Here is a 23,059-nt window from a genome sequence, read left to right as displayed (position 1 = left end):
TCGGTGGTTCACTCATACAGGGACCTGCGGCGAGGCTCAGACTCGCAAAAGCTGCCGGGTCATCGCCATTGAGGTTTCCAGCGACTGTCCGGTGCGCTGCAGTTTGTTCAGCAGACTCGCGCCGAGCCAGAGCTGATACAGCGTCTCTGCCAACTTCCGCGCATCGCCCTCGGGCAAGCTTTTGTCATTTTGGCCTTGTTCGATGCATTCGGTGATGCGCGCGACGATGCGTTCGGCGCCGTCGCGCAAGGTCAAGCGCATTGATTCGGACAGGTCGGCGACTTCGGCGCTGAGTTTCACCACCAGGCATTCATCGCCGTGGCCTTCGAGGGTGCAGCGGTTCTGCCAGCCCTGCCAGTAATCCATCAAACGCTCGAACGCAGTCAGCCCAGGCAATGTCAGGCGGCGCTCCATGTCGGCGAGGTAGTCGACGAAGTAATCCTCGAGCAGCGCCTGGCCATACAACTCCTTGGATTTGAAGTAGTGATAGAACGAGCCCTTGGGCACGCCAGCGGTCTGCAGGATCTCGTTGAGGCCGACGCTGGTGAAGCCCTTCTCGGCCATCATCCGGTGGCCGGTGTCGAGTAAGTGTTGGCGGGTGTCGTCAAAGGTCGGCTTCATGGTGCGCAAAATTCCAGACAATAGACCAGTCGTATACTTCTCAAGGCCGGGAGTTTGCCATAACCGACGAGCAAAAACATTTTCTGAAAAAATTACTAGACGACTGGTCTAATTGGAACCTATGCTGCGCCCCGAGACACAAATTCATGCGGTGCCGACGCTGAGCGAATTCCTCGCCCTGTGCCGATGCCTGACCAAACCAAGGGTGCTCTATGAAAATCTTGATGGTTCTGACTTCCCACGATCAACTCGGCAACACCGGCAAGAAAACCGGCTTCTGGCTGGAAGAGTTCGCCGCGCCCTACTACGCCTTCAAGGACGCCGGCGCCGACGTCACGCTGGTATCGCCTGCCGGCGGCCAGCCGCCGCTCGATCCGAAAAGCGATGAGCCAAGCGCGCAGACTGCCGAAACCGATCGCTTCCGCGCTGATCCGGCTGCACAACAGGCACTCGCCACCACTGGCCGTTTGGCTGACGTGAAGGCCGAAGATTTCGACGCCGTGTTCTACCCAGGCGGCCACGGCCCGCTGTGGGATCTGGCCGAAGACAAGGCCTCGATTGCACTGATCGAAGCCTTCGACCGCGCCAACAAACCTCACGGTTTTGTCTGCCACGCACCCGGCGTGTTGCGTCATGTGGTGCGCGCTGACGGCCAGCCGATCGTCAAAGATCGCGACGTCACCGGTTTCACCAACGCCGAAGAAGCTGCTGTTGGTCTGACTGACGTGGTGCCGTTCCTCATCGAAGACGAATTCCAGCGTCTGGGCGGGCGCTATTCGAAAGTCGCCGATTGGCAGGTGCATGTGGTGGCTGACGGTCAACTGGTCACCGGCCAGAACCCGGCCAGCTCCGCCGCCGTTGCCGAAAAGCTGTTGAAGATGCTCGGCTGAATCCCTCGCTCTACCCCGATCAACGCCGCGTGCGTACCGCCCGGCGTTGTTTTTTTGCCCAGTCACTAGTCGACTGGTCTAATCAGATTCCAGGCTTACTCCATGAAAAACGCTTTCTTCACGCCTGCCAAATTGGGCGCACACACCCTGAAAAACCGCATCGTCCTGCCGCCCCTCACCCGCCAGCGCAGCACGCAACCGGGCAATGTCGCCAACGAATTGATGGCCGAGTATTACCAGCAGCGCGCCGGTGCCGGTTTACTGGTCACCGAGGGCACCCAGATCGAACCGCGCGGCCAGGGTTATGCGTGGACGCCGGGCATTCACACGCCGGAGCAGATCGCCGGTTGGCGCAAAGTCACCGAGGCGGTGCACGCGGTGGATGGTGTGATCTTCGCCCAGCTCTGGCATGTCGGTCGGGTCTCGCACACGGCGTTGCAGCCCAATGGTGATGCGCCGGTGTCGGCCTCTGCGGTGGCGACGGACCGCGTCAGCGTGTTCATCGAAACCGCGCCTGGTGTCGGTGAACTGGTGCCGCCGTCCGCTCCGCGCGCGCTGAGCACCGATGAAGTGCAGGAACTGATTCAGCTGTACATCCAGGCCGCGCGCAACGCGATGGATGCAGGTTTCGACGGCATCGAACTGCATTGCGCCAACGGTTATCTGGTCAACCAGTTCATCTCCGCCCACAGCAACCTGCGCACCGATCAGTACGGCGGCTCACTGGATAATCGCTTGCGCTTCTTGCGCGAAGTGGTGGCCGGCGTCGCCGAATGCATCGGCAAGGACAAGGTCGGTGTGCGTTTCGCGCCGTTGTTCACTACAACTGATGAAGCGCGGACGTATCTGGGCCTGGTCGAGGAAGATCCGCACACAACTTACATTGCGGCGATCAAGATTCTCGAAGACGTCGGCATCGCCTACCTGTCGATCGCCGAAGCCGACTGGGACAACGCGCCAGCGATGCCGCAGACCTTTCGCCAGGCCGTGCGCGACACGTTCAGCGGCGCGATCATTTATGCCGGTCGCTACACCGCCAAAACCGGCGCGCAATTGCTTGAGTCAGGGCTGGCCGATCTCGTTGCGTTTGGCCGACCGTTCATGGCCAACCCGGATCTGCCGGCGCGGATTGCTCATGACTGGCCGTTGAACCAATTGAATCCGGCGACGGTGTATGGCGGCGGTGCCGAGGGCTACATCGACTATCCGACCTACCCCGCCTAAGAACCCAAAACAAGTTCCTGTGGGAGCGAGCCTGCTCGCGAAGGCGGTGGGTCAGTCAGCACTTGTATTGACTGACAGGACGCTTTCGCGAGCAGGCTCGCTCCCACAATAGGATGTCAGTGGCCGCTAAAACCTATACATAACAAACAATCTGTATAACTATTGGAGTTCGAATCGTTCACCGGACTTAGCTCCATGCCCCCTGCCCACCGCTTGCTCCTGATCCTCGGCGACCAGCTGTCTTTCGACCTGGCCTCCCTGCAGCCACTCGATCCCCAGCACGACCTGCTGCTGATGGTCGAGGTCATGGAGGAAGCGACCCACGTCGCTCATCATCCGCAAAAAATCGCCCTGATCTTCAGCGCCATGCGCCACTTCGCCGAGGCGTTGCGCGATAAAGGCTACCGCGTCCAATACGTCCGCCTCGACGACCCGGATAACAGCGGCTCCATCCCCGGCGAATTGCAGCGCTGGCAAACCCTCACCGGCGCCGAACAGATTCATATCACCGAATGCGGCGACTGGCGCCTTGAGCAGTCAATCAAAGATTCGGGCTTGCCCGTGCACTGGCATTCAGACAGCCGTTTCCTCTGCTCCCGCGAAGAGTTCTCCAATTGGGCCAGCGGCAAGAAGCAGCTGCGCATGGAGTTTTTCTACCGCGAGATGCGGCGCAAGAGTCGGCTGCTGCTGAACGGGGACGGTACGCCGGTCGGCGGTGCGTGGAATTTCGATGCGGAGAATCGCAAGGCGCTGCCCAAACACGCCAAACCGCCCTACCCGGCACGTTTCGCCAATGACGCAATCACCCAAGAGGTGCTGGCGTTGGTCGGCGAGCGCTTTGCCACGCATTACGGCACGCTGGATGACTTCAATTACCCGGTGACCCACGCCGATGCCCAGGCCCTGTGGCAATACTTTCTCGACTATGCGCTGGCCGGCTTCGGTGATTACCAGGACGCCATGGCCAGTGATGAACCGTTTCTGTTTCATGCGCGGATCAGTGCCGCGCTGAACATCGGCCTGCTCGATTTGCGCCAGCTGTGCAGCGATGTCGAGGCCGCCTACTGGTCGGGGAGCATCGGCCTCAACGCGGCCGAAGGCTTCATTCGGCAGCTGATCGGCTGGCGCGAATACGTGCGCGGTGTGTACTGGCTGAAGATGCCGGATTACGCCGAGGGCAATGTGTTTGGCAACACGCGCCCGCTGCCGGAGTTCTACTGGACCGGGCAGACACAGATGAACTGCATGCGCCAGGCCATCGGCCAAAGCCTGCAACATGCCTACGCCCACCACATCCAGCGGCTGATGGTCACCGGCAACTTTGCCTTGCTCGCCGGGATTGCGCCGAAGGAAATCTGTGAATGGTATCTGGCGATCTACATGGACGCCTTCGACTGGGTCGAACTGCCCAACACCCTGGGCATGGTCATGCATGCCGACGGCGGTTATCTCGGCTCCAAGCCTTACTGTGCCAGCGGCCAGTACATCAATCGGATGTCGGACTATTGCGGCGACTGCGCCTACAAGGTCAAGGAAAGCAGCGCGGACGATGCCTGCCCGTTTAACGCGCTGTACTGGCATTTCCTCATGCGCCACGACGATATCCTGCGTGGCAATCAGCGCATGGGCATGATGTACAAGAACCTCGACCGCATGCCGCTGGCCAAGCAGGATGCGCTGTGGCAACGCGGGCAGATGCTGTTGGCGAAACTGGATAGCGGCGAAGCTTTCTAGTGCGCCTCAGGCCTGCCCGGCCATCCCGTTGCGCCCCGCCGCTTTGGCGCGGTACAGCGCCTGATCCGCGTTCTGGATCAACGCCGGGAGCGAATCCAGCTGGGCGCCCGTCCCTACCGCCATACCGATACTCACCGTGATCCGAGCAAACGGACTGCCCGGGTGGGCGATGTTCGCCTGCTGCAAACGCTCGAGCATCAGTTGCGCCACCACCGTCGCACCGGCGCTGTCGGTGGCCGGCATGATCACCGCCATTTCCTCGCCACCGTAGCGCGCGACCAGATCCGAGGGGCGTCGCACGCAGCCTTCAAGAATCTTGCTGACCGCTTGCAGGCAGGCATCGCCGGCGACGTGGCCCAAGGCATCGTTGAACAATTTGAAGTGATCAATATCAATCATCAGCAAGGCCAGCGAAGTCCCGTCACGCTGCGCGCGCCGCGCTTCCACCGTCAGGGTTTCATCGAAACAGCGGCGGTTGGCCAGGCCGGTCAGCGCGTCCTTCAGCGCCAGTAATTCCAGCTGGCGATTGGACGCGAGCAATTGCTGCTGGGCATCGCGCAAGGCTTCTTCGGCCTCGGTGCGGCGGCGGATATCAAGGATCAGGAACCAGCCGATCAACCCGGTCAGCCCTAGCAGCCCGATCACCACCACCGCCGACAGCGCCGCTTCGATGCGCCACGCCGCCAGCGCTTCGTCCTTGCCCAGGGCCACGGTGGTGATCAGCGGCAGCGTTTCGCTTTTACGGAACGCGTACAACCGCTCAACGCCGTCGAGGCTGGAGGTGTAGGAGGCAGTGCCGACCGAGCGGTCAACGAGGTATTTGGCGTAGATCGGCGATTTGGAGAAGTTGCGGCCCATGTCCTGCTCGCGGAACGGATAGCGGACCAGCAGCGTGCCATCGGTGTACGACAGGCCTATCGCGCCGTCCTGGCCAACGTCGAGTTTGCCGAACACCCGCAGGAAGTTTTCCACCCCCAGCGTCACCGCTACCACGCCAGCGAACTGCCCGCCATCGTCGTTGAAGCGCCGACTGATAGTCACCACCCATTCGTGATTGGCACGGCTCTGGATCGGCGGGCCAATGAACGGCTCGCGGCTGCGGTTTTCACGGTGGTGAATGAAATAGGCGCGGTCGCTGCTGTTGGCGCCCTCCGGAATCGGCCGGTTGGAGGACATCAGCCAATGCCCGTTCCGGTCATAGATGATGATGCCGCTGAGCTGTGGCATCAGCGGCTGCTGGCGGTCGATCAGACTCTGGATGCGCTGAATCTGCGCCGGGCCGTTGCCCTCGGTTTCCAGACGTTCGACCAGTCCGAGCAAGAGCAGCGAGCTTTGCCGGACAATGCCTTCGGTGTAGGTATTGAGCGCCTGGGTCAGGTTCAGGCCATGCACATCGACCTCGGCCAGCGCGCGCTCACGCGAAGACCAGACTTTCCAGATCGTCAGCGAAGTCAGGGAACAGCCAATCACCAGCAGCAGGAGCATTACAAGGCGAGTATCACGCTTCACGTCAGTACCTTAAGGAAGTCCGGTATCCATTCCAGCCATCATTCGAACGTCGGCACTCACGGCGGCCACGTGTTCCGGGGCGCAAGCATACAAGCAGTGTGCAGCGGCTGCAGCAACAGAGTGTGCAGTGCTAAACAGCGGATGCGGCGGGTTTGAGGATTTCCACGAGAAAATCGATGAACACGTTGATCCGGCTCGAACCACGGTGGTTGGGCAGGTACAGCGCGTTGATGCAACTGCTGGCACTGCCGGGATTGACCTCGTAGTGCTCAAGCAAGCGCGCCAGGCGCCCGGCGGCGACGTCGTCGCGCACCAGCCAGTCGGCCAGCAGCGCCACCCCGCCACCGCCAATTGCCGCTTCGCGCAAGATGTCGGCGTTGTTGCTTTGCAGGCGGCCCGCAACGTTGAGCTGAATCGGCTCTTCGTCGCCCTGAAAGGTCCAGTGATGATGGCTGCCGCCGTAATCGAAACGCAGGCATTGGTGCTCAAGCAGATCCCGCGGATGTTCGAGCACGCCGCTGCGCGCCAGATAATCCGGGCTGGCGACAATCCAACGCTGAAACTGCCCGACGCGTTTGCTGACGATGTCTTCACTGACCACCGTAGAACCGAGCCGCACTGAAACGTCGATCTGCTCGCTGAGCAAATCGCTGACCTGATCGCTCAACGACAGGCTGATCTCCAGCCCGGGATGGCGTTCAAGCAAGCGGCTCAGGTGCGGCGCGATCAGCCGGCGGCCAAACTCCACCGGCACGCTGATGCGCAAGCGGCCTTGGGCATCACTGCCACGATCGGCGACCACCGCATCGGCTTCGTCGATGGCATCGAGAATCGCCACGGCCTTCTCGAAATAGGTTTGACCGGCGACGGTCACGCTGGTGTTGCGCGTGGTGCGATTGAGCAGGCTGGCGCCCAACTCGTTCTCCAGCCCCGCCACTTGCCGTGTCACCGAAGACGTCGAAATCCCAAGCTTGCGCGCCGCCGAGGAATAGCCCCCGCAGCGCACGGTTTCAACAAACATCTTCAATGCCAGCAACTTGTCCATAAGCGGGATCCGGTGGTGAGGGAACGCCGCTGATTGTGCATCAGTGCTCGCCACACGTCTTGTATCGTCGTGCTTGCCGGGCCTCATCGCGACCTCAGCCATCAGCCTTGCGGCTCAGGAACAACGCCAGCGCCAGCGCCGGCAACACCGCTACGGCGACGGCCGAGAGGTTCCAGCCGAAGTGTTCGTACAGCGGGCTGGCGACCAGTGAACCGAGGGCGCCGCCGACGAAGATGCTGGTCATGTACACCGCATTCAGGCGTGCGCGGCTGTGCGGGTCGAGGGCGTAGACTTCGCGCTGGCCGAGGACCATGTTCAGCTGCACGGCAAAATCCAGCAGCACCGCACACACCACCAGCCACACGTAACCACTGCCCGGCAACGCGGCGATCAACAGTGACAGCGGCGCCAGCAGCAACGCCACCAAGGTACCGCGACGACCGTGCCCGGCATCGGCCAGACGCCCGGCAATCGGCGCAGCAATCGCACCCACCGCGCCGACCAACGCAAAGATCGCCACCTGCGCCTGGCTGAAACCGTGGTGACGCATCAGCTCAATTGGCGCGAGCGTCCAGAACAGGCTGAAACTGGCGAACAGCAAACCCTGATACAGCGAACGCTGGCGCAACACAGGAAAGCGTCGGGCCAAGGCAAACACCGAACCGATCAACGCGACATAGGTGGCTTTGTGCGTCGGCACCCGGCGCGGCAGTGCCACAGCGGTAATCAGCGCGATCACCGCCATCAGTGCCGCCGCGCTGTAAAACACCCCGCGCCAGCCGAACACTTCGACCAACAGGCTCGACAGCGGCCGCGACAGCAGAATCCCCAAGAGCAGGCCGCTCATGATATTGCCGACCACGCGGCCCCGGCTGGCTTCCGGCGCCAGATGCGCCGCCAGCGGCACGAGGATCTGCACTGCCACCGAAGTCAGGCCGATCAGCAAAGAGAGCAGCAGAAACAGCGACGGCGAATGAGTCAGGCCAGCGCACAACAGCGTCACGCTGGCAGCGAGGGTGAAGCCGACCACCAGACGGCGGTTTTCCATCAGGTCGGCCAGCGGTACCAGCAGCAACAAGCCCAGCGCGTATCCGAACTGCGTCAGCGACACGATCAGGCTGGCATTGGCGCTGGAGAGGCCGATCTGCGGCGCGATCAGTTCGACGATGGGTTGTGCGTAATACAGGTTGGCGACGACCGCGCCGCAGCAAAATGCCAGAAACGCGACCATCAGGCCGGAGAGTGAAGCAGGCTGTTCGGCCGGGGCCGCAACGGCAGGGTTGCCCGTAAGCATGGTGACACCTCGTTGAGTTCGGGAAAGTTGTGCCAAGGCTACGGTCAGCCGGCGGGGGCGAGAATCCGTGCCACTGACAACGCACTGATGCGCGGCGCGCAACGTTGCTTGTGGCGCAACGCGCTGTTGCGTGGGCCGGTGATTCTCCGCTGCAAGGGTCTTCTCTACGCTTTGGCCCTGGCGCAGACGTCCGCATCGGCGCCCTTCCCGGCTGCTACAAGGAGCGTTTCCATGACCCGCACTGCACTCGTCCTGCCACTGTCCGCCGCGTTTTTCTGCCGACCATGAATAGCCATTTGCTCAAATCCAGAACCCTGTGGTTCAGCGTCGCCGTGCTCGCGGTACTCGGCCTGATCGTCGCCGTCGCGCTGATGTGGCGCCCGGCGATCGCGCCAATCAAACGGCCGACGTCATTCGATACTGCGCAGTTGCAACGCGGCGCACGGGTGGTCGAGGCCGGTGACTGCGCGGTGTGCCATACCCGCCCCGGCGGCGAATACCTGGCTGGCGGGCTGCCGCTGGTGACGCCGTTCGGCACGCTGTACAGCACCAACATCACCCCGGATGCGCAGACCGGCATCGGCGAATGGTCACTGCCGGCCTTCGAGCGGGCGATGCGCGAAGGCATTGCCCGCGACGGCCACTTTCTCTACCCGGCCTTTCCCTACGTGCACTACCGGCGCATGAGCTCCGAAGACATCGCCGACGCCTATGCCTACTTGGTGAGCGGCCCCGCCGTACACGCCCCGGCGCGGCAGAACCAGATGAACTTCCCGATGAACATCCGCCCGCTGGTGTCGTTCTGGAATCTGCTGTTTCTGCATGGCGAGCCGCTCACGCCGCAGGCCGAACACAGCGCGGCATGGAATCGCGGACGCTATCTGGTCGACGGCCCGGGCCACTGCGCCGGCTGCCATTCGCCGCTGAACCTGATTGGCGCGGAGAAATCCTCGGAGTATCTGCAGGGCGGCAGCGTCGATGGCTGGGAAGCGCCGGCCCTGGTCGGCCTCGGGCAGCGCGCCAATCCGTGGAGTCGCGAGCAATTGGTCGGCTACCTGCGCGCCGATGTCGTCGATGGCCACGGCACACCCGCCGGCCCGATGCGTCCGGTCAGCCTGAGTCTGGCGCGCTTGCCGGCCAGTGAAGCCGAGGCGATTGCCGACTACCTGCTGAGCCTGCAAAGCCCGCACGCGGTGACCGAAATCACTGCGCAAAAGCCGCCGAGCAGTCCAGCGGATCACAGCAGCGGCGCCCTGCTCTTCAGCAGCGCCTGCGCCGGATGTCACGCACCCGCCGCGCCGATGCGTGAAATCGACGGCCGCCCAGGCCTGGAAAGCACCTCGGCGCTACAAGCGGCCAGCCCGCGCAACTTTCTCAAGAGCGTGCTTGACGGCGTGCCCGCCATTCCCGGCGCGCCCGGCCCGGTGATGCCGCCGTTCGCCGCCAGCCTCGACAACGCCCAGCTCGGCGCCCTCGCCGCGTATCTGCGCGAGCAAGCCAGACCCGAGCAGCCATGGGCCGACCTCTCTTCCACTATTGAAGCGTTACGTCAGGAGACGAAATGAGCCAGATCACTCTCACCGTCAATGGAGCCGCCCAAGCGCTGGAGCTGGAGCCGGACATGCCGCTGCTGTATGCGCTGCGCAACCACTTGAACCTCAACGGCGCCAAGTACGGCTGTGGCCTGGGCCAGTGCGGCGCGTGCACGGTGATCGTCGACGACCAGCCGGTGTTCGCCTGCCTCACGCCCTGCGCAGGCCTTGAAGGAAAAAATCCGCACCGTGGAGAGCCTCGGCAGCGCAGAAAAACCCGGCCCGTTGCAAACGGCATTCATCGACAAGCAAGCGGCGCAATGCGGTTACTGCATCGCCGGCATGCTGATGCGCGCGCAGGCGTTGCTCGAACGTGATCCGCACCCGGACGAACAAACCATCCGCGAGCACATGGCCGGCAATCTGTGCCGTTGCGGCACGCACTTGCGCATCATCGAGGCGATCAAGCAGGTGGCCGGGCACAACGGGAGCCGGACATGAGCGAAGCTAACGGCTTGAACCCCAGCCGCCGGGCCTTCCTGCGTGGCGGCGCACTACTGATGGCCTTCACCCTGATGCCGGTAGCGCAGCGTGTCTTGGCCGACACCGAAGTCGACACCCTCGGCACCGTGGTCCTTGCCCCCGATTTGCCCGGCAGCCTGCGCACCAACCCTTACCTGGACGCGTGGATTCGCATTGGCGCCGACGGCATCACCGTGTACACCGGCAAGGTCGAACTGGGCACTGGAGTGAAAACCGCGTTGCTGCAAATCGCTGCCGAGCGTTTGCAGGTGCCGGCCCGCGCCGTCAATTTGCTCACCGCCGACACCGCACTGACGCCCAACGAAGGCTACACCGCCGGCAGCCACAGCATTTTCGACAGCGGCACCGCGCTGTACAACGCCGCCGCGCAGGTGCGGGAAATGCTCGTCGATGCCGCTGCGCGCAGTTGGCAAGTCGATGCTGCGCAACTGAGCACTCGCGACGGCATTATCGAAGGGCCAGCCGGTCAGCGCATGGCTTATGCCGAAGCAGTCAAGCATGTCGATGTGCACCAATACGCCAAGGCACAATCACCAGCGATGGCGGCGGCCGACTTCAAACTGATCGGGCACAACCTGCCGCGCCTGGACATCCCGGCCAAGGTCAGCGGCGGCGCGGCGTTCGTGCAAGACATGCGCCTGCCGGGCATGCTGCATGCGCGGGTGATTCGCCCGCCGCGTCCCGGCTGCACGCTGCAGGCATTCGATACGGCATCGATTGAGGCGCTCAGCGGCGTGGTCAAAGTGATCCGCGACGGCAACTATCTGGCGGTGGTCGCCGGTGATGAGTGGCAAGCGATCAAAGCCATGCGCAGCGGCATCGAGAGTGCCAAGTGGAGCGGCGGCGAGGCGATTCCCGAAGCCGCCGGGATTCACGATTTGCTCAAGCAATTGCCCTCCAAGCGCTATCCGATCAGCAACACCGGCAATCTCGGCGGCGCGACCGAAATGCGCTTCAAAGCGCGGGTCACCAAGCAGTATTTGATGCACGGCTCGATCGGCCCGTCCTGTGCGGTCGCCTGGTTTAACGACGGCGTGCTCACGGTGTGGACCCACACCCAGGGTGTCTATCCATTGCGCGCTGGTATCGCCGAGATGCTGCGTCTGCCGCCGGAGCGTGTGCGCTGCATTCATACCGAAGGCTCGGGTTGCTACGGCCACAACGGCGCCGATGATGCCGCCGCCGATGCTGCGCTGATCGCGATGCGCCTGCCGGGCACGCCGGTGCGCGTGCAATGGATGCGCGAGCAGGAAAATCTCTGGGAGCCGTACAGTTCGGCGATGGTCACCGAAGTCGATGCCGGCCTCAGCCACGGCCGTTTGCAGGACTGGAACTACGAGCTGTGGACCACGCCGCACAACGAACGCATCGTCAATGCCGGGCGCTTGCTGCCGGCACGTCTATTGGCGAAACCCTTCGCCTCGGCGCCGTCGGTGCCAATCGCTCAGCCCGAAGGTGACGGTGATCGCAACGCGGTGCCGCTGTACGAACTGAGCGCGACGCGGATCAACATGAATTTCGTCACCACCATGCCGTTCCGCACTTCGGCCATGCGCTCGCTCGGTGCGCACATCAACATCTTTGCGATCGAGGCGGGTATCGATGAGTTGGCGATCAAGGCTGGCCTTGATCCGGTGGCGTTGCGCCTGGCCCATCTGAGCGATCCGCGTGCCCGCGCCGTGATCGAGCGCGTGCGTGATGAAATCGGCTGGCCCCACAAGAGCAACGAGCCCGGCGCGGGGATCGGTTTTGCCTTCGCCCGCTACAAGAACATCATGGGTTACTGCGCCCTCGCGGTGAAACTGCGGGTGCATCCGCAGACTGGCGAAATTCGCGTCGATCATGTGGTGACAGCGGTCGACGTCGGCCAGATCGTCAGCCCCGATGGCCTGCGCAATCAGGTCGAGGGCGGCATCGTCCAGTCGGCGAGCTGGACGCTCTACGAACAGGTCGCCTACGACGCCGGCGGCATTCGCAGCTACGACTGGAGCGGTTATCCGATTCTGCGTTTCACCCAATTGCCAAAAAAGGTCGATGTGCACCTGCTCGATCAACCGGGCGAACCCTTCCTCGGTGCTGCCGAAATCGTCCAAGGGCCAATGGCTGCTGCCCTCGGCAACGCGGTCAGCAATGCCACCGGTCGGCGCTGGCTGAACCTGCCGCTGACCCGCTCTACCCAACCCGCCTGAACCACGCCCGCGTTCATCAGCGATGAGCGCGGGTGCCGTTGCGTTGCGCGCAAAACTGCGTAGCGCCGGCCACGGATTATCAGCCCCGCCGCCCCCGGTTAAGTTACCTGCACAGCGCGCGGCACCTGGCTGCCGCGCTTGAACCCTACTCATCGAAATCCGGAGCTACCCATGACCCGTCGCCTGTTCCAACCCATTGCCCTCGGCCCTTACACCCTTGCCCATCGTGTGGCGATGGCGCCCCTGACCCGCTCGCGCGCCGGCCAACCGGGCGACGTGCCGACCGCAATGAACGCCGAGTACTACCGCCAACGCGCCAGTGCCGCGCTGATCATCACCGAGGCCACGCAGATCTCCCAACAGGGCCAGGGCTATGCGTGGACGCCGGGGATCTACACCGATGCGCAAGTCCAGGCGTGGCGCGAAGTCAGCACGGCGGTGCACGCAGCGAACGGTCTGATCTTCATGCAGCTGTGGCACGTCGGCCGGGTCTCGCACCCCAGCTTTCAGCCGGACGCCGGCTTGCCGGTGGCGCCAAGTGCCCTGCCAGTGCCGGGCAAGACCTTTATCGTCGATGAACAAGGCAACGGCGTGTGGGGTGATGTGCCGGTACCGCGCGCCCTCGAAACAGCGGAAATTGCCGACATCGTCGAAGACTATCGCCGCGCTGCGCGTAACGCGTTGAACGCCGGCATGGACGGCGTGGAAATCCATGCCGGCAACGGTTATCTGCTCGACCAGTTCCTCAACAGCAACAGCAACCAGCGCGACGACGCCTATGGCGGCAGCGTAGAAAACCGCGCGCGCTTCCTGCTCGAAGTGGTCGCCGCCGTCGCTGATGAAGTCGGTGCCGAGCGCGTCGGCGTGCGCCTGACGCCGATGGGGCGCTTCATGGGCATGGGCGATGACACGCCTGAAGCGACCTTCGGTTATCTGGTCGAAGCGCTCAACCAGTGGAATCTGGCCTACCTGCACCTGGTCGAGCCGGCCATGGTCGGCACGGTCAAGGACGAAAACTTTGATCCGCGCTGGGACGCGATCATTGCCCAACTGCGCCAGACCTGGAACGGCGTGCTGATCCTCGCTGGCGGTTACGACGCTGAATCCGCCGAACAGGCCTTGCGCGCCGATCGCGCCGACATCATTGCCTTTGGCCGGCCATTTTTGGCCAACCCGGACCTGCCGCGTCGGCTGCACGATGGCCTTGAGCTGAACACGCCGGATCCGAGCAGTTTTTTCGGCGGCGATCAGCGTGGTTATGTCGATTATCCGTTTCACGCTTGAGTTTCTGAGGCGAAGTGCTGGCGTTCGGCTTTGGTATCGCGCCGGATTCACCCCTCACCCCAGCCCTCTCCCCAGGGAGAGGGAGCTGATCTATAGAGCATTCAGAACCGGAGTTCGACCCGATATCAGCGTCTGGCGTAAATCGCCCAAACAACTCGGTCAGTCCCCTCTGGGAGAGGGTTAGGGTCAGGGCGCCTCGATGACTGGCAACGACGCCGTCATCGAAGCGTGACACACCGCCAGAATCTCATCGGCCAGCGCCGAGTCATCCGGACAGGCCCGCGACAGCATGATCGCGCCGACCGCGCGGGCCAGCAGGTCGATCATCCGGATTCTGCCCTCACCTTGCGGTGCATCCGCTGCCTTCGGGTATTTCTCGCCGAGCGTCTGTAACGTGCGCTCGATGCCTTCAGCGAACGCCGCTTTCACGTCCCCGGACTGTCGCGCCGCATCGCCGCACAGCGCCGCCATAGTGCAACCGGTGGAACGGCCATCGCGATGGTCGCGCGACACGTACACGTCGATGAAATCCTGCACGCTCATGCTTTCGGCGGCGGCCGTGGACTGCGCCAGGCTATTGGCCGAGGCTTCGGCCATCAGGTCGGCCTTGGAGCCGAAGTGTTTGTAGAAACCGCCGTGAGTAAAACCGGCGGCCGCCATCAGGTCAGCCACGCCGACCCCGTCATAACCGCGTTCGCGGAACATCACTGATGCCGTTTCGACAATGTGCTCGCGATTGGCCTGAGCCTGAGCTTTGGATACGCGCATGTTGAATCCTCCAGCGCTGAAAAATCATGGCTCGATGATACATAGATGTTGGCCATAATCAAAACCGTTGACATCTTAGATTTCGGTCATCATCCTAAAAGCCCGAAATCAGTCTTCACCTGAAAAAGAGCCAATACCATGACTACTCGCCCTGCTGTTCTGATCACTGGCGCCTCCACCGGCATCGGCGCCGTCTACGCCGCACGTTTCGCCCAGCGCGGGCACGATCTGCTGCTGGTCGCCCGTGACCAGTCGCGCCTGGACACCCTTGCTGCCGGTTTGCGCGCTGAACACAACGTCCATGTCGAAGTGCTACAGGCCGACCTGACGCAACTGAGCGATCTGCAAACCGTCGAGGCGCGTCTGCGTGACGACTCGCGCATCGGTATCCTCGTCAACAATGCCGGCGCCGCGCAGTCTGGTACCTTCATCGAGCAGAGCACCGACAGCGTGGCGCAACTGGTCGCGCTCAACACCACCGCGTTGGTGCGTTTGGCCAGTGCGATCGCGCCGCGTCTGGCCAAGGCCGGCGACGGCGCGATCATCAACATCGGCTCGGTGGTGGGCCTGGCGCCGGAGTTCGGCATGTCGGTGTATGGCGCGACCAAGGCGTTCGTGCTGTTCCTCTCTCAAGGCCTGAACCTGGAACTGTCGCCACAAGGCGTGTATGTGCAAGCGGTCCTGCCCGCCGCCACCCGCACGGAAATCTGGGACCGCGCCGGTATCGACATCAACACCCTCACCGACATCATGGAAGTCGGCGACATGGTCGACGCCGCTCTGGTCGGCTTCGATCGTCGCGAAGTCGTGACCATCCCGCCGCTGCACGAGGGCGAGCGCTGGGATGCCCTGCAAACCGCGCGGCAAGGCCTGTTGGGGCAGATCCGCCAGTCGGCTGTTGCGCAACGTTATCTGACTCAGGCCTGACCTCATTCAAACCCGCCGCTATGCCGGCGGGTTTCTACCGACAAGAGCATCCGCAATGAAGGCATTTTTCATCGAGCGCTACGGCAAGCAGAACGGCCGGATTGGCGACCTGCCCGAACCGCTGGTTGGCGCTCACGACGTGCTGATCGAAGTGCGCGCGAGTAGCGTCAACCCGCTGGATCTGAAGATTCGCAGCGGCGAATTCAAGATGATCCTGCCCTATCAAATGCCTTTGATATTGGGCAACGATGTCGCCGGTGTGGTGCTCAGCACCGGTGCGGCGGTCAAGCGTTTCAAGCCGGGCGATGAGGTTTATGCGCGTGCGCCTGATAACAGGATTGGCACGTTTGCCGAACGCATCGCTGTCGATGAAACAGCGGTCGCGTTGAAACCCGCCAATCTCGCCATGACCGAGGCGGCTTGCATGCCGCTGGTGGCGTTGACGGCGTGGCAGGCACTGGTCGAAGTCGCCAACGTGCAAAAAGGCCAGAAGGTACTGATTCACGCCGGCTCCGGTGGCGTTGGCACGGTTGCCATTCAACTGGCCAAACACCTCGGCGCTTTTGTTGCGACTACGACCAGCACGGCGAATGTTGCGTGGGTCAAAGCGCTGGGCGCCGATGTGGTGATTGATTACAAACAGCAGGATTTCGCCATTGAGCTGCGCGACTACGACGTGGTGCTCAACAGCCTCGGCGGCGATGTGCTGGAAAAATCGTTGAGGGTGTTGAAACCGGGCGGGCAACTGATTTCCCTGTCAGGGCCGCCGACTGCGCAGTTCGCTCAGGAGCAGGGTTTGTCGTGGCTGCTCGGGCTGGTCATGCGTCTGCTCAGCAGTGGTATTCGGCGCAAGGCGCGCAAGCGTGGGGTGGGTTATTCGTTTCTGTTCATGCGTGCCGACGGCATCCAGTTGCAGAAAATCACTGCGTTGATTGAGGCCGGGGTGATCAAACCGGTGATCGATCGTACTTTTCCGTTCGATCAGATAGCTGACGCCTTGCACTACGTAGAAAAAGGCCGGGCAAAGGGCAAGGTTGCCATCGCGGCCAACCTCAAAAGCCCCTCACCCTAGCCCTCTCCCAGAGGGAGAGGGAACTGACCGAGCTGAATGCGCGAGTAACGCCGACCTGAAATACCGAGGCGAACACAGGTCTCAAAAAGCCCACGAATCGGCTCCCTCTCCCAGAGGGAGAGAGGACTGACCGAGTTGAATGCGCGAGTTACACCGACCTGAGATACCGAGGCGAACACAGGTCTCAAAAAGCCCACGAATCGGCTCCCTCTCCCAGAGGGAGAGAGGACTGACCGAGTTGAATGCGCGAGTTACACCGACCTGAGATACCGAGGCGAACACAGGTCTCAAAAAGCCCACGAATCGGCTCCCTCTCCCAGAGGGAGAGAGGACTGACCGAGTTGAATGCGCGAGTTACACCGACCTGAGATACCGAGGCGAACACAGGTCTCAAAAAGCCCACAAATCAGCTCCCTCTCCTCGGGGAGAGGGCTGGGGTGAGGGGTGAATCCAGCGCGGTGTCCAAGCATGTGCATTGCAATACCACGCTCAATCCGCCCCTCCTGCTGAAACCTCGAGAAACCCCTCTCAACTTGCGTTTTGCTAATCCTGCACCACGCTTGATTCACAGAAGTGCAAGTTTTCATGGCAAAACTGCGGTTAACTGAATGGTTAGTTACCGCTATAATCCCGCGCTTCATTCAAACGGGACTTTCAATGTGAACCACAGTCAACGCGTCTCAGGCGTTTCAACGTTCATTCTGGTCGGCCTTGGCGTGATCATCGCCCTGCTCGGTCTGGCGCTCGCGGTCGGCGGTGTGAAGCTGGTCAGCCTGGGCGGTTCCTGGTACTTCCTGGTCGGCGGTCTGGCGATGACCGTTTCCGGTGTGCTGATCGCACTGAGGAAAACCGCAGGCGCCTGGTTGTTCGCCGCGTTTCTCGTGGCCACCGCGATCTGGGCCGTGGCTGACGCCGGGCTGGTGTTCTGGCCGGTGTTCTCGCGGCTGTTCATGTTCAGCGCCATCGGTATGGTCGTCGCGCTGGTCTACCCGCTGCTGGCGCGCGCCAATGGCCGCGTGGCCGGTCGTGGTGCGTATGCCGTGGCCGCTGTGCTCGCGGTCGGTGTCGCGGTTGCCGCCGGCAACATGTTTGTCGCTCACCCAACCGTTGCCGCCACTGGCACTGGCCCGGGCCTGACTCCGGTCGAGCCGGCCAAGGCGCAGAAAGACTGGGCGCACTACGGCAACACCGAAGGTGGCAGCCGCTTCGCCGCGCTCGACCAGATCAACCGCAACAACGTCGACAAGTTGAAAGTCGCGTGGACCTACCACACCGGGGACGTCGCCGAGAGCGATGGCAACGGCGCCGAAGACCAGCTCACCCCGCTGCAGGTCGGCAACAAAGTATTCATCTGCACCCCGCACAACAACCTGATCGCCCTCGATGCCGACACCGGTGAAGAGCTTTGGAAGAACGCGATCAACGCGCAATCGAAAGTCTGGCAGCGCTGCCGTGGCATGGCCTATTTCGACGCCACCGCGACCATCGCTCAGCCGAGCAACTCTTCGATCATCGAAGCCAAACCGGCGCCGGCTGCCAACTGCCAGCGTCGTCTGCTGACCAATACCATCGATGCTCGCCTGATCGCGGTCGACGCTGACACTGGCGAGTTCTGCCAGGGTTTCGGCAACAACGGCCAGGTCGATCTGAAGGCCGGTCTGGGTGATGTTCCGGACAGCTACTATCAGTTGTCGTCCGCGCCATTGATGGCTGGCACCACCGTAGTGGTTGGCGGTCGTGTTGCCGACAACGTGCAGAGCGACATGCCCGGCGGTGTGATTCGCGGTTTTGACGTGATCACCGGCGCCATGCGCTGGGCGTTCGACCCGGGCAACCCGCAGGACCGCAACGCACCGGCCGACGGCAGCACCTATGTGCGCAGCACGCCGAACAGCTGGGCACCGATGTCCTATGACGCGGCGACCAACACGGTGTTCCTGCCGATGGGCAGCTCGTCCACCGACATCTATGGTGTCGAGCGCAGCGAACTGGACCACAAGTACGGCGCCTCGATCCTCGCGCTGGACGCCAGCACCGGTGAAGAACGCTGGGTGTTCCAGACCGTGCACAACGATCTGTGGGACTTCGACCTGCCGATGCAGCCGAGCCTTATCGATTTCGACAAGGACGGTCAAAGCGTTCCGGCGCTGGTCATCGGCACCAAGGCCGGGCAGATCTATGTGCTCGACCGCGCCACTGGCAAGCCGCTGACCGAAGTCAAAGAAGTACCGGTGAAAGCTGCGAACATCCCTAACGAGCCGTACTCGCCGACTCAGCCGAAATCCGTGGGCATGCCGCAGATCGGCGCGCAGCACCTGACCGAATCGGACATGTGGGGCGCAACGCCGTACGACCAGTTGCTCTGCCGTATCGACTTCAAGAGCATGCGCTACGACGGCCTGTACACAGCGCCGGGTACCGACAAATCGCTGAGCTTCCCGGGTTCGCTGGGTGGCATGAACTGGGGCAGCATCTCCACTGACCCGGTGCACGGTTTCATCTTCGTCAACGACATGCGCCTGGGTCTGTGGATCCAGATGATCCCGTCGCAGAACAAAGGCCAGGCCGCTGGCGGTGGTGAAGCGCTGAACACCGGCATGGGCGCTGTTCCGCTCAAAGGCACGCCGTACGCGGTGAACAAGAACCGCTTCCTGTCGGTGGCCGGCATTCCGTGCCAGGCGCCGCCGTTCGGCACTTTGACCGCGATCGACATGAAGACCCAGAAAGTCGCGTGGCAGGTTCCGGTCGGCACCGTTGAAGACACCGGTCCCCTGGGCATCCGCATGCACTTGCCGATCAAGATCGGTCTCCCCACCCTCGGCGGCACCCTGTCGACCCAGGGCGGCCTGATCTTCATTGCCGGCACCCAGGACTTCTACCTGCGCGCCTTCAACAGCGGCAACGGCGAAGAAGTCTGGAAAGCCCGTCTGCCGGTCGGCAGTCAGGGCGGCCCGATGACGTACGTTTCGCCGAAGACCGGCAAGCAGTACATCGTCGTCACCGCTGGCGGCGCACGCCAGTCGACCGATCGTGGCGATTACGTGATGGCTTACGCCCTGCCGTAACTCGCTGCCGCACAACCAACCTCCCCAAGCGCGCGGTGCCCCAAAGCACCGCGTCGCTGTTTTATTGCGTCAAAGATTTCAGCAGGAAGGATTCACATGTCATCGGCTGTTCGCTTTTCTCGTACCAAGCTTTCCACTGGCCTGTTGCTGGGCCTGAGCTGCGCTACTGCCCTACCCGCGCTGGCCGCCAGCGATTCCGGTCTGCTGACCCGCAGCACCCTGACCGGTGACTGGGGCGGCTTGCGTCATCAACTCGATGAAGACGGCATCAAGTTCACTGGCGATTACAGCGGCGAAACCGCTTACAACGCCGACGGCGGCCTGCACCGTTCGGCGCGCTACTCGCAGAACATCAAGCTCGGCGTGCAGTTTGATCTGAGCAAACTCTACGGCGTCGACAACGCCGGCAAAGTACAACTGACCATCAACGACCGTCGCGGTAACAGCGCTTCGGAAGATCTGGTCGGCAACCGCCTGCCGATTCAGGAAAACTACGGCGGCCTGTACACGCGCCTGACTGAACTGAGTTACGAGCGCAGCCTGTTCACCCCGGCGCTGAATGTGAAGCTCGGTTACATGGCCATGGGTAACGACCTCGGCGGCCTCGACAGCGGCATTCTGTGCAACTTCATGAACGCCGGTTTCTGCGGTCACCCGCTGAACATGTCCGGCGGCAGCGGCTGGACCAACTACCCCAACGCGCGTCTGGGCGTGCGGGTCAAATACGACCTGTCGCCGTCCTGGCAACTGCGTGTGGCTGCGTTCAACGTCGACCCCGAGAGCAACGGCAATTCCAGCCGCGCCTGGCATCTGGGGCCGAAGCACACCACCGGCACCGTCGTGCCGATCGAGTTGGTGTACAAGCACGCCGGCGAGCTGCCGGGTGAGTACAAGCTCGGCTATTACTACGACAGCTCTGACGTCAAACGCATTGGCAGCGACGACGAAGTGTCCGGTCGTGGCGGGCATTATTTGTTGATCGATCAGGCCGTATGGCGTTCGCCGACCTCCGAGGGCCGCAGCCTGCATGCGTTCGGTCAGTATTCGGCGGCCAGTGAAGCCGCCTCGCCGTTCAGCAAGTGGTACGGCACCGGCGTGGTTTTGTACAAACCGTTCGAAGGCCGCCCGCGTGACACCGTGGCCCTGGGCTATGGCCGCGCCGTGCCGAACCCGCGCAGCCGCGATGTGCAACAGGATGCCGCGCAGGCCAGCGGTGCTGCGTTCCCGAATCTGGACAGTGCCGAGCAGTTGATCGAGTTGGGCTACGGCTACCAGGCCACCCCATGGCTGACCCTGCGCCCGAACCTGCAATACATCATCGAACCGGGCGCGTTTTCCGGGCAGGACATCGACAATGCGCTGGTGGTGGGCTTGCAGGTGAAGGCTGCGCTTTAAGCCTTGTAATGGATGTCATGGCGTCATCGCTGGCAAGCCAGCTCCCACAGGGTTTGACGGCGGACACAAAATCCCGGCAACACCCAAAACCCTTGTGGGAGCTGGCTTGCCAGCGATAGCGGTGGGTCAGGCAATACAGCTCCAACAAGGCTCGGAGTTGCGCCTCCCCCACCTGTCGAAATTAATTCCAGCCTATCGGTGAATTATTTCGTGTCCGCATGTATCTGAGCCAGAAGAGCCGGCGCCATCATGGAGATGGCATCGCAGCGGTAATCTGGATCAGCGAGCGGGAACAGCGCAATGAAATCACGCAAGAACACCGTCAAACCGATCGGTTTGAAAGACATCACCATTGTCGACGACGCCAAGATGCGCAAGGCGATCACCGCCGCCGCGCTGGGCAACGCCATGGAATGGTTCGACTTTGGCGTCTACGGCTTTGTCGCCTATGTGCTCGGCAAGGTCTTCTTCCCCGGCGCCGATCCCGGCGTGCAAATGATCGCTGCGCTGGCGACCTTCTCCGTGCCCTTCCTCATCCGTCCGCTTGGCGGTTTGTTCTTCGGTGCGCTCGGCGATAAATACGGACGACAGAAAGTCCTCGCCGCGACCATCGTCATCATGTCCCTGAGCACCTTCGCCATCGGCCTGATTCCGTCCTATGCCTCGATCGGCATCTGGGCGCCGATCCTGCTGTTGCTGGCGAAAATGGCGCAGGGTTTCTCGGTCGGTGGCGAATACACCGGCGCCTCGATCTTCGTTGCTGAATACGCGCCGGACCGCAAACGCGGCTTCCTCGGCAGCTGGCTGGACTTCGGCTCGATCGCCGGTTTCGTTTTCGGCGCCGGCGTGGTGGTGCTGATTTCGACCATCCTCGGTGAACAGCGCTTCGAAGAATGGGGCTGGCGGATTCCGTTCTTCCTCGCCCTGCCGCTGGGCATGATCGGCCTGTATCTGCGCCACGCCCTGGAAGAAACCCCGGCGTTCCAGCAACACGTGGAAAAACTCGAACAAGGCGACCGCGAAGGCCTAGCCGGTGGCCCGAAAGTGTCGTTCAAGGAAGTCGCGACCAAACACTGGCGCAGCCTGATGACCTGCATCGGTGTGGTGGCGGCGACCAACGTCACCTATTACATGCTGCTCACATACATGCCGAGTTACCTGACGCACAACCTGCACTACAGCGAAAACCACGGTGTACTGATCATCATCGCGATCATGGTCGGCATGCTCTTCGTGCAGCCGCTGATCGGTTTCATCAGCGACAAGATCGGCCGCAAGCCTTTCATCGTCGTCGGCAGCATTGGCCTGTTCATCTTCGCCATTCCGGCGTTCATGCTGATCAACAGCGGCAGCATCGCCTTGATCTTCTCCGGCCTGCTGATCCTCGCGGTGCTGCTCAACTTCTTCATCGGCGTGATGGCCTCGACCCTGCCGGCGATGTTCCCCACGCACATCCGCTACAGCGCGCTGGCCAGTGCCTTCAACGTCTCGGTGCTGATCGCCGGTTTGACCCCGACTGCCGTGGCCTGGCTGGTGGAAAGCACCAACGATCTGTACATGCCTGCGTATTACCTGATGGTCATCGCCGTGGTCGGTCTGGTCACTGGCGTGACCATGAAGGAAACCGCCAACAAGCCCCTGCGCGGCGCGGCCCCGGCGGCTTCCGACCTGGAAGAGGCCAAGGAGTTGTTGCAAGAACACCACGACAACATCGAGCAGAAAATCGAAGACATCGATGCCGAGATCGCCGAGTTGGAGGCCAAGCGCAAAGTGCTGGTCCAGCAGCATCCGCGCATCAATGAATGATCCGCTAGACGCAGAAAAAATCGGCGGGGCCATCACCCCGCCGATTACTCGAAGCGCGGCTTGGTGTTAAATAGGCGCCAGTCTTGACCTTGTCGCTTAAAGCCGTGCAACGAGAACCGCTATGAATACCCCTGCCCCAAACATCCACGCTCAACAGGTGA

General features: G+C 62.3%; 16 protein-coding genes and 1 pseudogene. 12 read left to right on the top strand and 5 right to left on the bottom strand.

Annotated elements, in window-relative coordinates; translation table 11 throughout:
- Positions 1-36 precede the first annotated feature (36 nt).
- Entirely contained in the window at positions 37-621 is a 585-nt protein-coding gene (locus ACZZ0K_RS10055) for a TetR/AcrR family transcriptional regulator (protein ID WP_056786121.1), read from the bottom strand.
- A gap of 212 nt (positions 622-833) precedes the next feature.
- Between ACZZ0K_RS10055 and ACZZ0K_RS10050 the strand changes: the two genes are divergently transcribed.
- The 3 genes from ACZZ0K_RS10050 (at position 834) to ACZZ0K_RS10040 (ending at position 4,469) form a co-directional block, all read left to right on the top strand.
- Entirely contained in the window at positions 834-1,511 is a 678-nt protein-coding gene (locus ACZZ0K_RS10050) for a type 1 glutamine amidotransferase domain-containing protein (protein WP_150635214.1), read from the top strand.
- Positions 1,512-1,613: 102 nt separating this feature from the next.
- Positions 1,614-2,735, top strand: a complete 1,122-nt coding sequence (locus tag ACZZ0K_RS10045; RefSeq protein WP_258706721.1) for an alkene reductase — start codon at positions 1,614-1,616, stop codon at positions 2,733-2,735.
- A 195-nt stretch (positions 2,736-2,930) separates the two neighbouring features.
- Entirely contained in the window at positions 2,931-4,469 is a 1,539-nt protein-coding gene (locus ACZZ0K_RS10040) for a cryptochrome/photolyase family protein (protein ID WP_258706722.1), read from the top strand.
- A gap of 6 nt (positions 4,470-4,475) precedes the next feature.
- Here the strand turns inward: ACZZ0K_RS10040 and ACZZ0K_RS10035 are convergent, their stop codons facing one another.
- From ACZZ0K_RS10035 to ACZZ0K_RS10025, 3 genes are all read right to left on the bottom strand, one after another.
- Positions 4,476-5,978, bottom strand: coding sequence for a sensor domain-containing diguanylate cyclase (locus ACZZ0K_RS10035; RefSeq protein WP_258706723.1), 1,503 nt, complete (start codon positions 5,976-5,978; stop codon positions 4,476-4,478).
- Between the two features lie 130 nt (positions 5,979-6,108).
- Positions 6,109-7,023, bottom strand: coding sequence for a LysR family transcriptional regulator (locus tag ACZZ0K_RS10030; RefSeq protein ID WP_258706724.1), 915 nt, complete (start codon positions 7,021-7,023; stop codon positions 6,109-6,111).
- Positions 7,024-7,117: 94 nt separating this feature from the next.
- On the bottom strand, positions 7,118-8,317 hold the full coding sequence (locus tag ACZZ0K_RS10025) for an MFS transporter (protein ID WP_076562840.1): 1,200 nt from the start codon (positions 8,315-8,317) through the stop codon (positions 7,118-7,120).
- Positions 8,318-8,613: 296 nt separating this feature from the next.
- Between ACZZ0K_RS10025 and ACZZ0K_RS10020 the strand changes: the two genes are divergently transcribed.
- The 4 genes and pseudogenes from ACZZ0K_RS10020 (at position 8,614) to ACZZ0K_RS10005 (ending at position 13,865) form a co-directional block, all read left to right on the top strand.
- The gene (locus ACZZ0K_RS10020; RefSeq protein WP_374046273.1) at positions 8,614-9,882 is read left to right on the top strand and encodes a c-type cytochrome; all 1,269 of its coding nucleotides are present in this window, start codon (positions 8,614-8,616) and stop codon (positions 9,880-9,882) included.
- Positions 9,879-10,350 (top strand): annotated as a pseudogene (locus ACZZ0K_RS10015) ((2Fe-2S)-binding protein). The gene ACZZ0K_RS10020 and the pseudogene ACZZ0K_RS10015 overlap by 4 nt, the downstream one beginning before the upstream one ends.
- Positions 10,347-12,581 (top strand): xanthine dehydrogenase family protein molybdopterin-binding subunit, encoded by a 2,235-nt coding sequence (locus tag ACZZ0K_RS10010; RefSeq protein ID WP_258706727.1) that lies wholly within the window; start codon positions 10,347-10,349, stop codon positions 12,579-12,581. The pseudogene ACZZ0K_RS10015 and the gene ACZZ0K_RS10010 overlap by 4 nt, the downstream one beginning before the upstream one ends.
- A gap of 171 nt (positions 12,582-12,752) precedes the next feature.
- A complete protein-coding gene (locus ACZZ0K_RS10005; protein WP_258706728.1) occupies positions 12,753-13,865 on the top strand; it encodes an alkene reductase in 1,113 nt (370 codons plus the stop codon).
- Positions 13,866-14,051: 186 nt separating this feature from the next.
- On the opposite strand, the gene ACZZ0K_RS10000 is transcribed toward ACZZ0K_RS10005, so the two are convergent.
- Positions 14,052-14,633: a TetR/AcrR family transcriptional regulator gene (locus tag ACZZ0K_RS10000; RefSeq protein ID WP_252876345.1), complete on the bottom strand. Its 582-nt coding sequence runs from the start codon at positions 14,631-14,633 to the stop codon at positions 14,052-14,054.
- A 138-nt stretch (positions 14,634-14,771) separates the two neighbouring features.
- Here ACZZ0K_RS10000 and ACZZ0K_RS09995 point away from each other — a divergent pair, with 138 nt between their 5' ends.
- From ACZZ0K_RS09995 to proP, 5 genes are all read left to right on the top strand, one after another.
- Positions 14,772-15,560, top strand: a complete 789-nt coding sequence (locus tag ACZZ0K_RS09995) for an SDR family NAD(P)-dependent oxidoreductase (RefSeq protein ID WP_258706729.1) — start codon at positions 14,772-14,774, stop codon at positions 15,558-15,560.
- Positions 15,561-15,615: 55 nt separating this feature from the next.
- On the top strand, positions 15,616-16,632 hold the full coding sequence (locus ACZZ0K_RS09990; RefSeq protein ID WP_258706730.1) for an NADP-dependent oxidoreductase: 1,017 nt from the start codon (positions 15,616-15,618) through the stop codon (positions 16,630-16,632).
- A 659-nt stretch (positions 16,633-17,291) separates the two neighbouring features.
- Positions 17,292-19,697, top strand: a complete 2,406-nt coding sequence (locus ACZZ0K_RS09985; protein WP_258706731.1) for a glucose/quinate/shikimate family membrane-bound PQQ-dependent dehydrogenase — start codon at positions 17,292-17,294, stop codon at positions 19,695-19,697.
- A gap of 96 nt (positions 19,698-19,793) precedes the next feature.
- The gene (locus ACZZ0K_RS09980; protein WP_150635203.1) at positions 19,794-21,092 is read left to right on the top strand and encodes a carbohydrate porin; all 1,299 of its coding nucleotides are present in this window, start codon (positions 19,794-19,796) and stop codon (positions 21,090-21,092) included.
- Between the two features lie 300 nt (positions 21,093-21,392).
- Positions 21,393-22,898: a glycine betaine/L-proline transporter ProP gene (gene proP / locus ACZZ0K_RS09975; RefSeq protein WP_041480305.1), complete on the top strand. Its 1,506-nt coding sequence runs from the start codon at positions 21,393-21,395 to the stop codon at positions 22,896-22,898.
- Positions 22,899-23,059: the final 161 nt, after the last annotated feature.

The sequence above is a fragment of the Pseudomonas sp. AC255 genome, assembly GCF_979258175.1.
This window is presented reverse-complemented; position numbering and strand designations above follow the sequence as displayed.

Coding starts and splice junctions, on each gene's coding strand:
- ACZZ0K_RS10055 (WP_056786121.1), bottom strand. CDS start 621: ATGAAGCCGACCTTTGACGACACCCGCCAACACTTACTCGACACCGGC.
- ACZZ0K_RS10050 (WP_150635214.1), top strand. CDS start 834: ATGAAAATCTTGATGGTTCTGACTTCCCACGATCAACTCGGCAACACC.
- ACZZ0K_RS10045 (WP_258706721.1), top strand. CDS start 1,614: ATGAAAAACGCTTTCTTCACGCCTGCCAAATTGGGCGCACACACCCTG.
- ACZZ0K_RS10040 (WP_258706722.1), top strand. CDS start 2,931: ATGCCCCCTGCCCACCGCTTGCTCCTGATCCTCGGCGACCAGCTGTCT.
- ACZZ0K_RS10030 (WP_258706724.1), bottom strand. CDS start 7,023: ATGGACAAGTTGCTGGCATTGAAGATGTTTGTTGAAACCGTGCGCTGC.
- ACZZ0K_RS10025 (WP_076562840.1), bottom strand. CDS start 8,317: ATGCTTACGGGCAACCCTGCCGTTGCGGCCCCGGCCGAACAGCCTGCT.
- ACZZ0K_RS10010 (WP_258706727.1), top strand. CDS start 10,347: ATGAGCGAAGCTAACGGCTTGAACCCCAGCCGCCGGGCCTTCCTGCGT.
- ACZZ0K_RS10005 (WP_258706728.1), top strand. CDS start 12,753: ATGACCCGTCGCCTGTTCCAACCCATTGCCCTCGGCCCTTACACCCTT.
- ACZZ0K_RS10000 (WP_252876345.1), bottom strand. CDS start 14,633: ATGCGCGTATCCAAAGCTCAGGCTCAGGCCAATCGCGAGCACATTGTC.
- ACZZ0K_RS09995 (WP_258706729.1), top strand. CDS start 14,772: ATGACTACTCGCCCTGCTGTTCTGATCACTGGCGCCTCCACCGGCATC.
- ACZZ0K_RS09990 (WP_258706730.1), top strand. CDS start 15,616: ATGAAGGCATTTTTCATCGAGCGCTACGGCAAGCAGAACGGCCGGATT.
- ACZZ0K_RS09980 (WP_150635203.1), top strand. CDS start 19,794: ATGTCATCGGCTGTTCGCTTTTCTCGTACCAAGCTTTCCACTGGCCTG.
- proP (WP_041480305.1), top strand. CDS start 21,393: ATGAAATCACGCAAGAACACCGTCAAACCGATCGGTTTGAAAGACATC.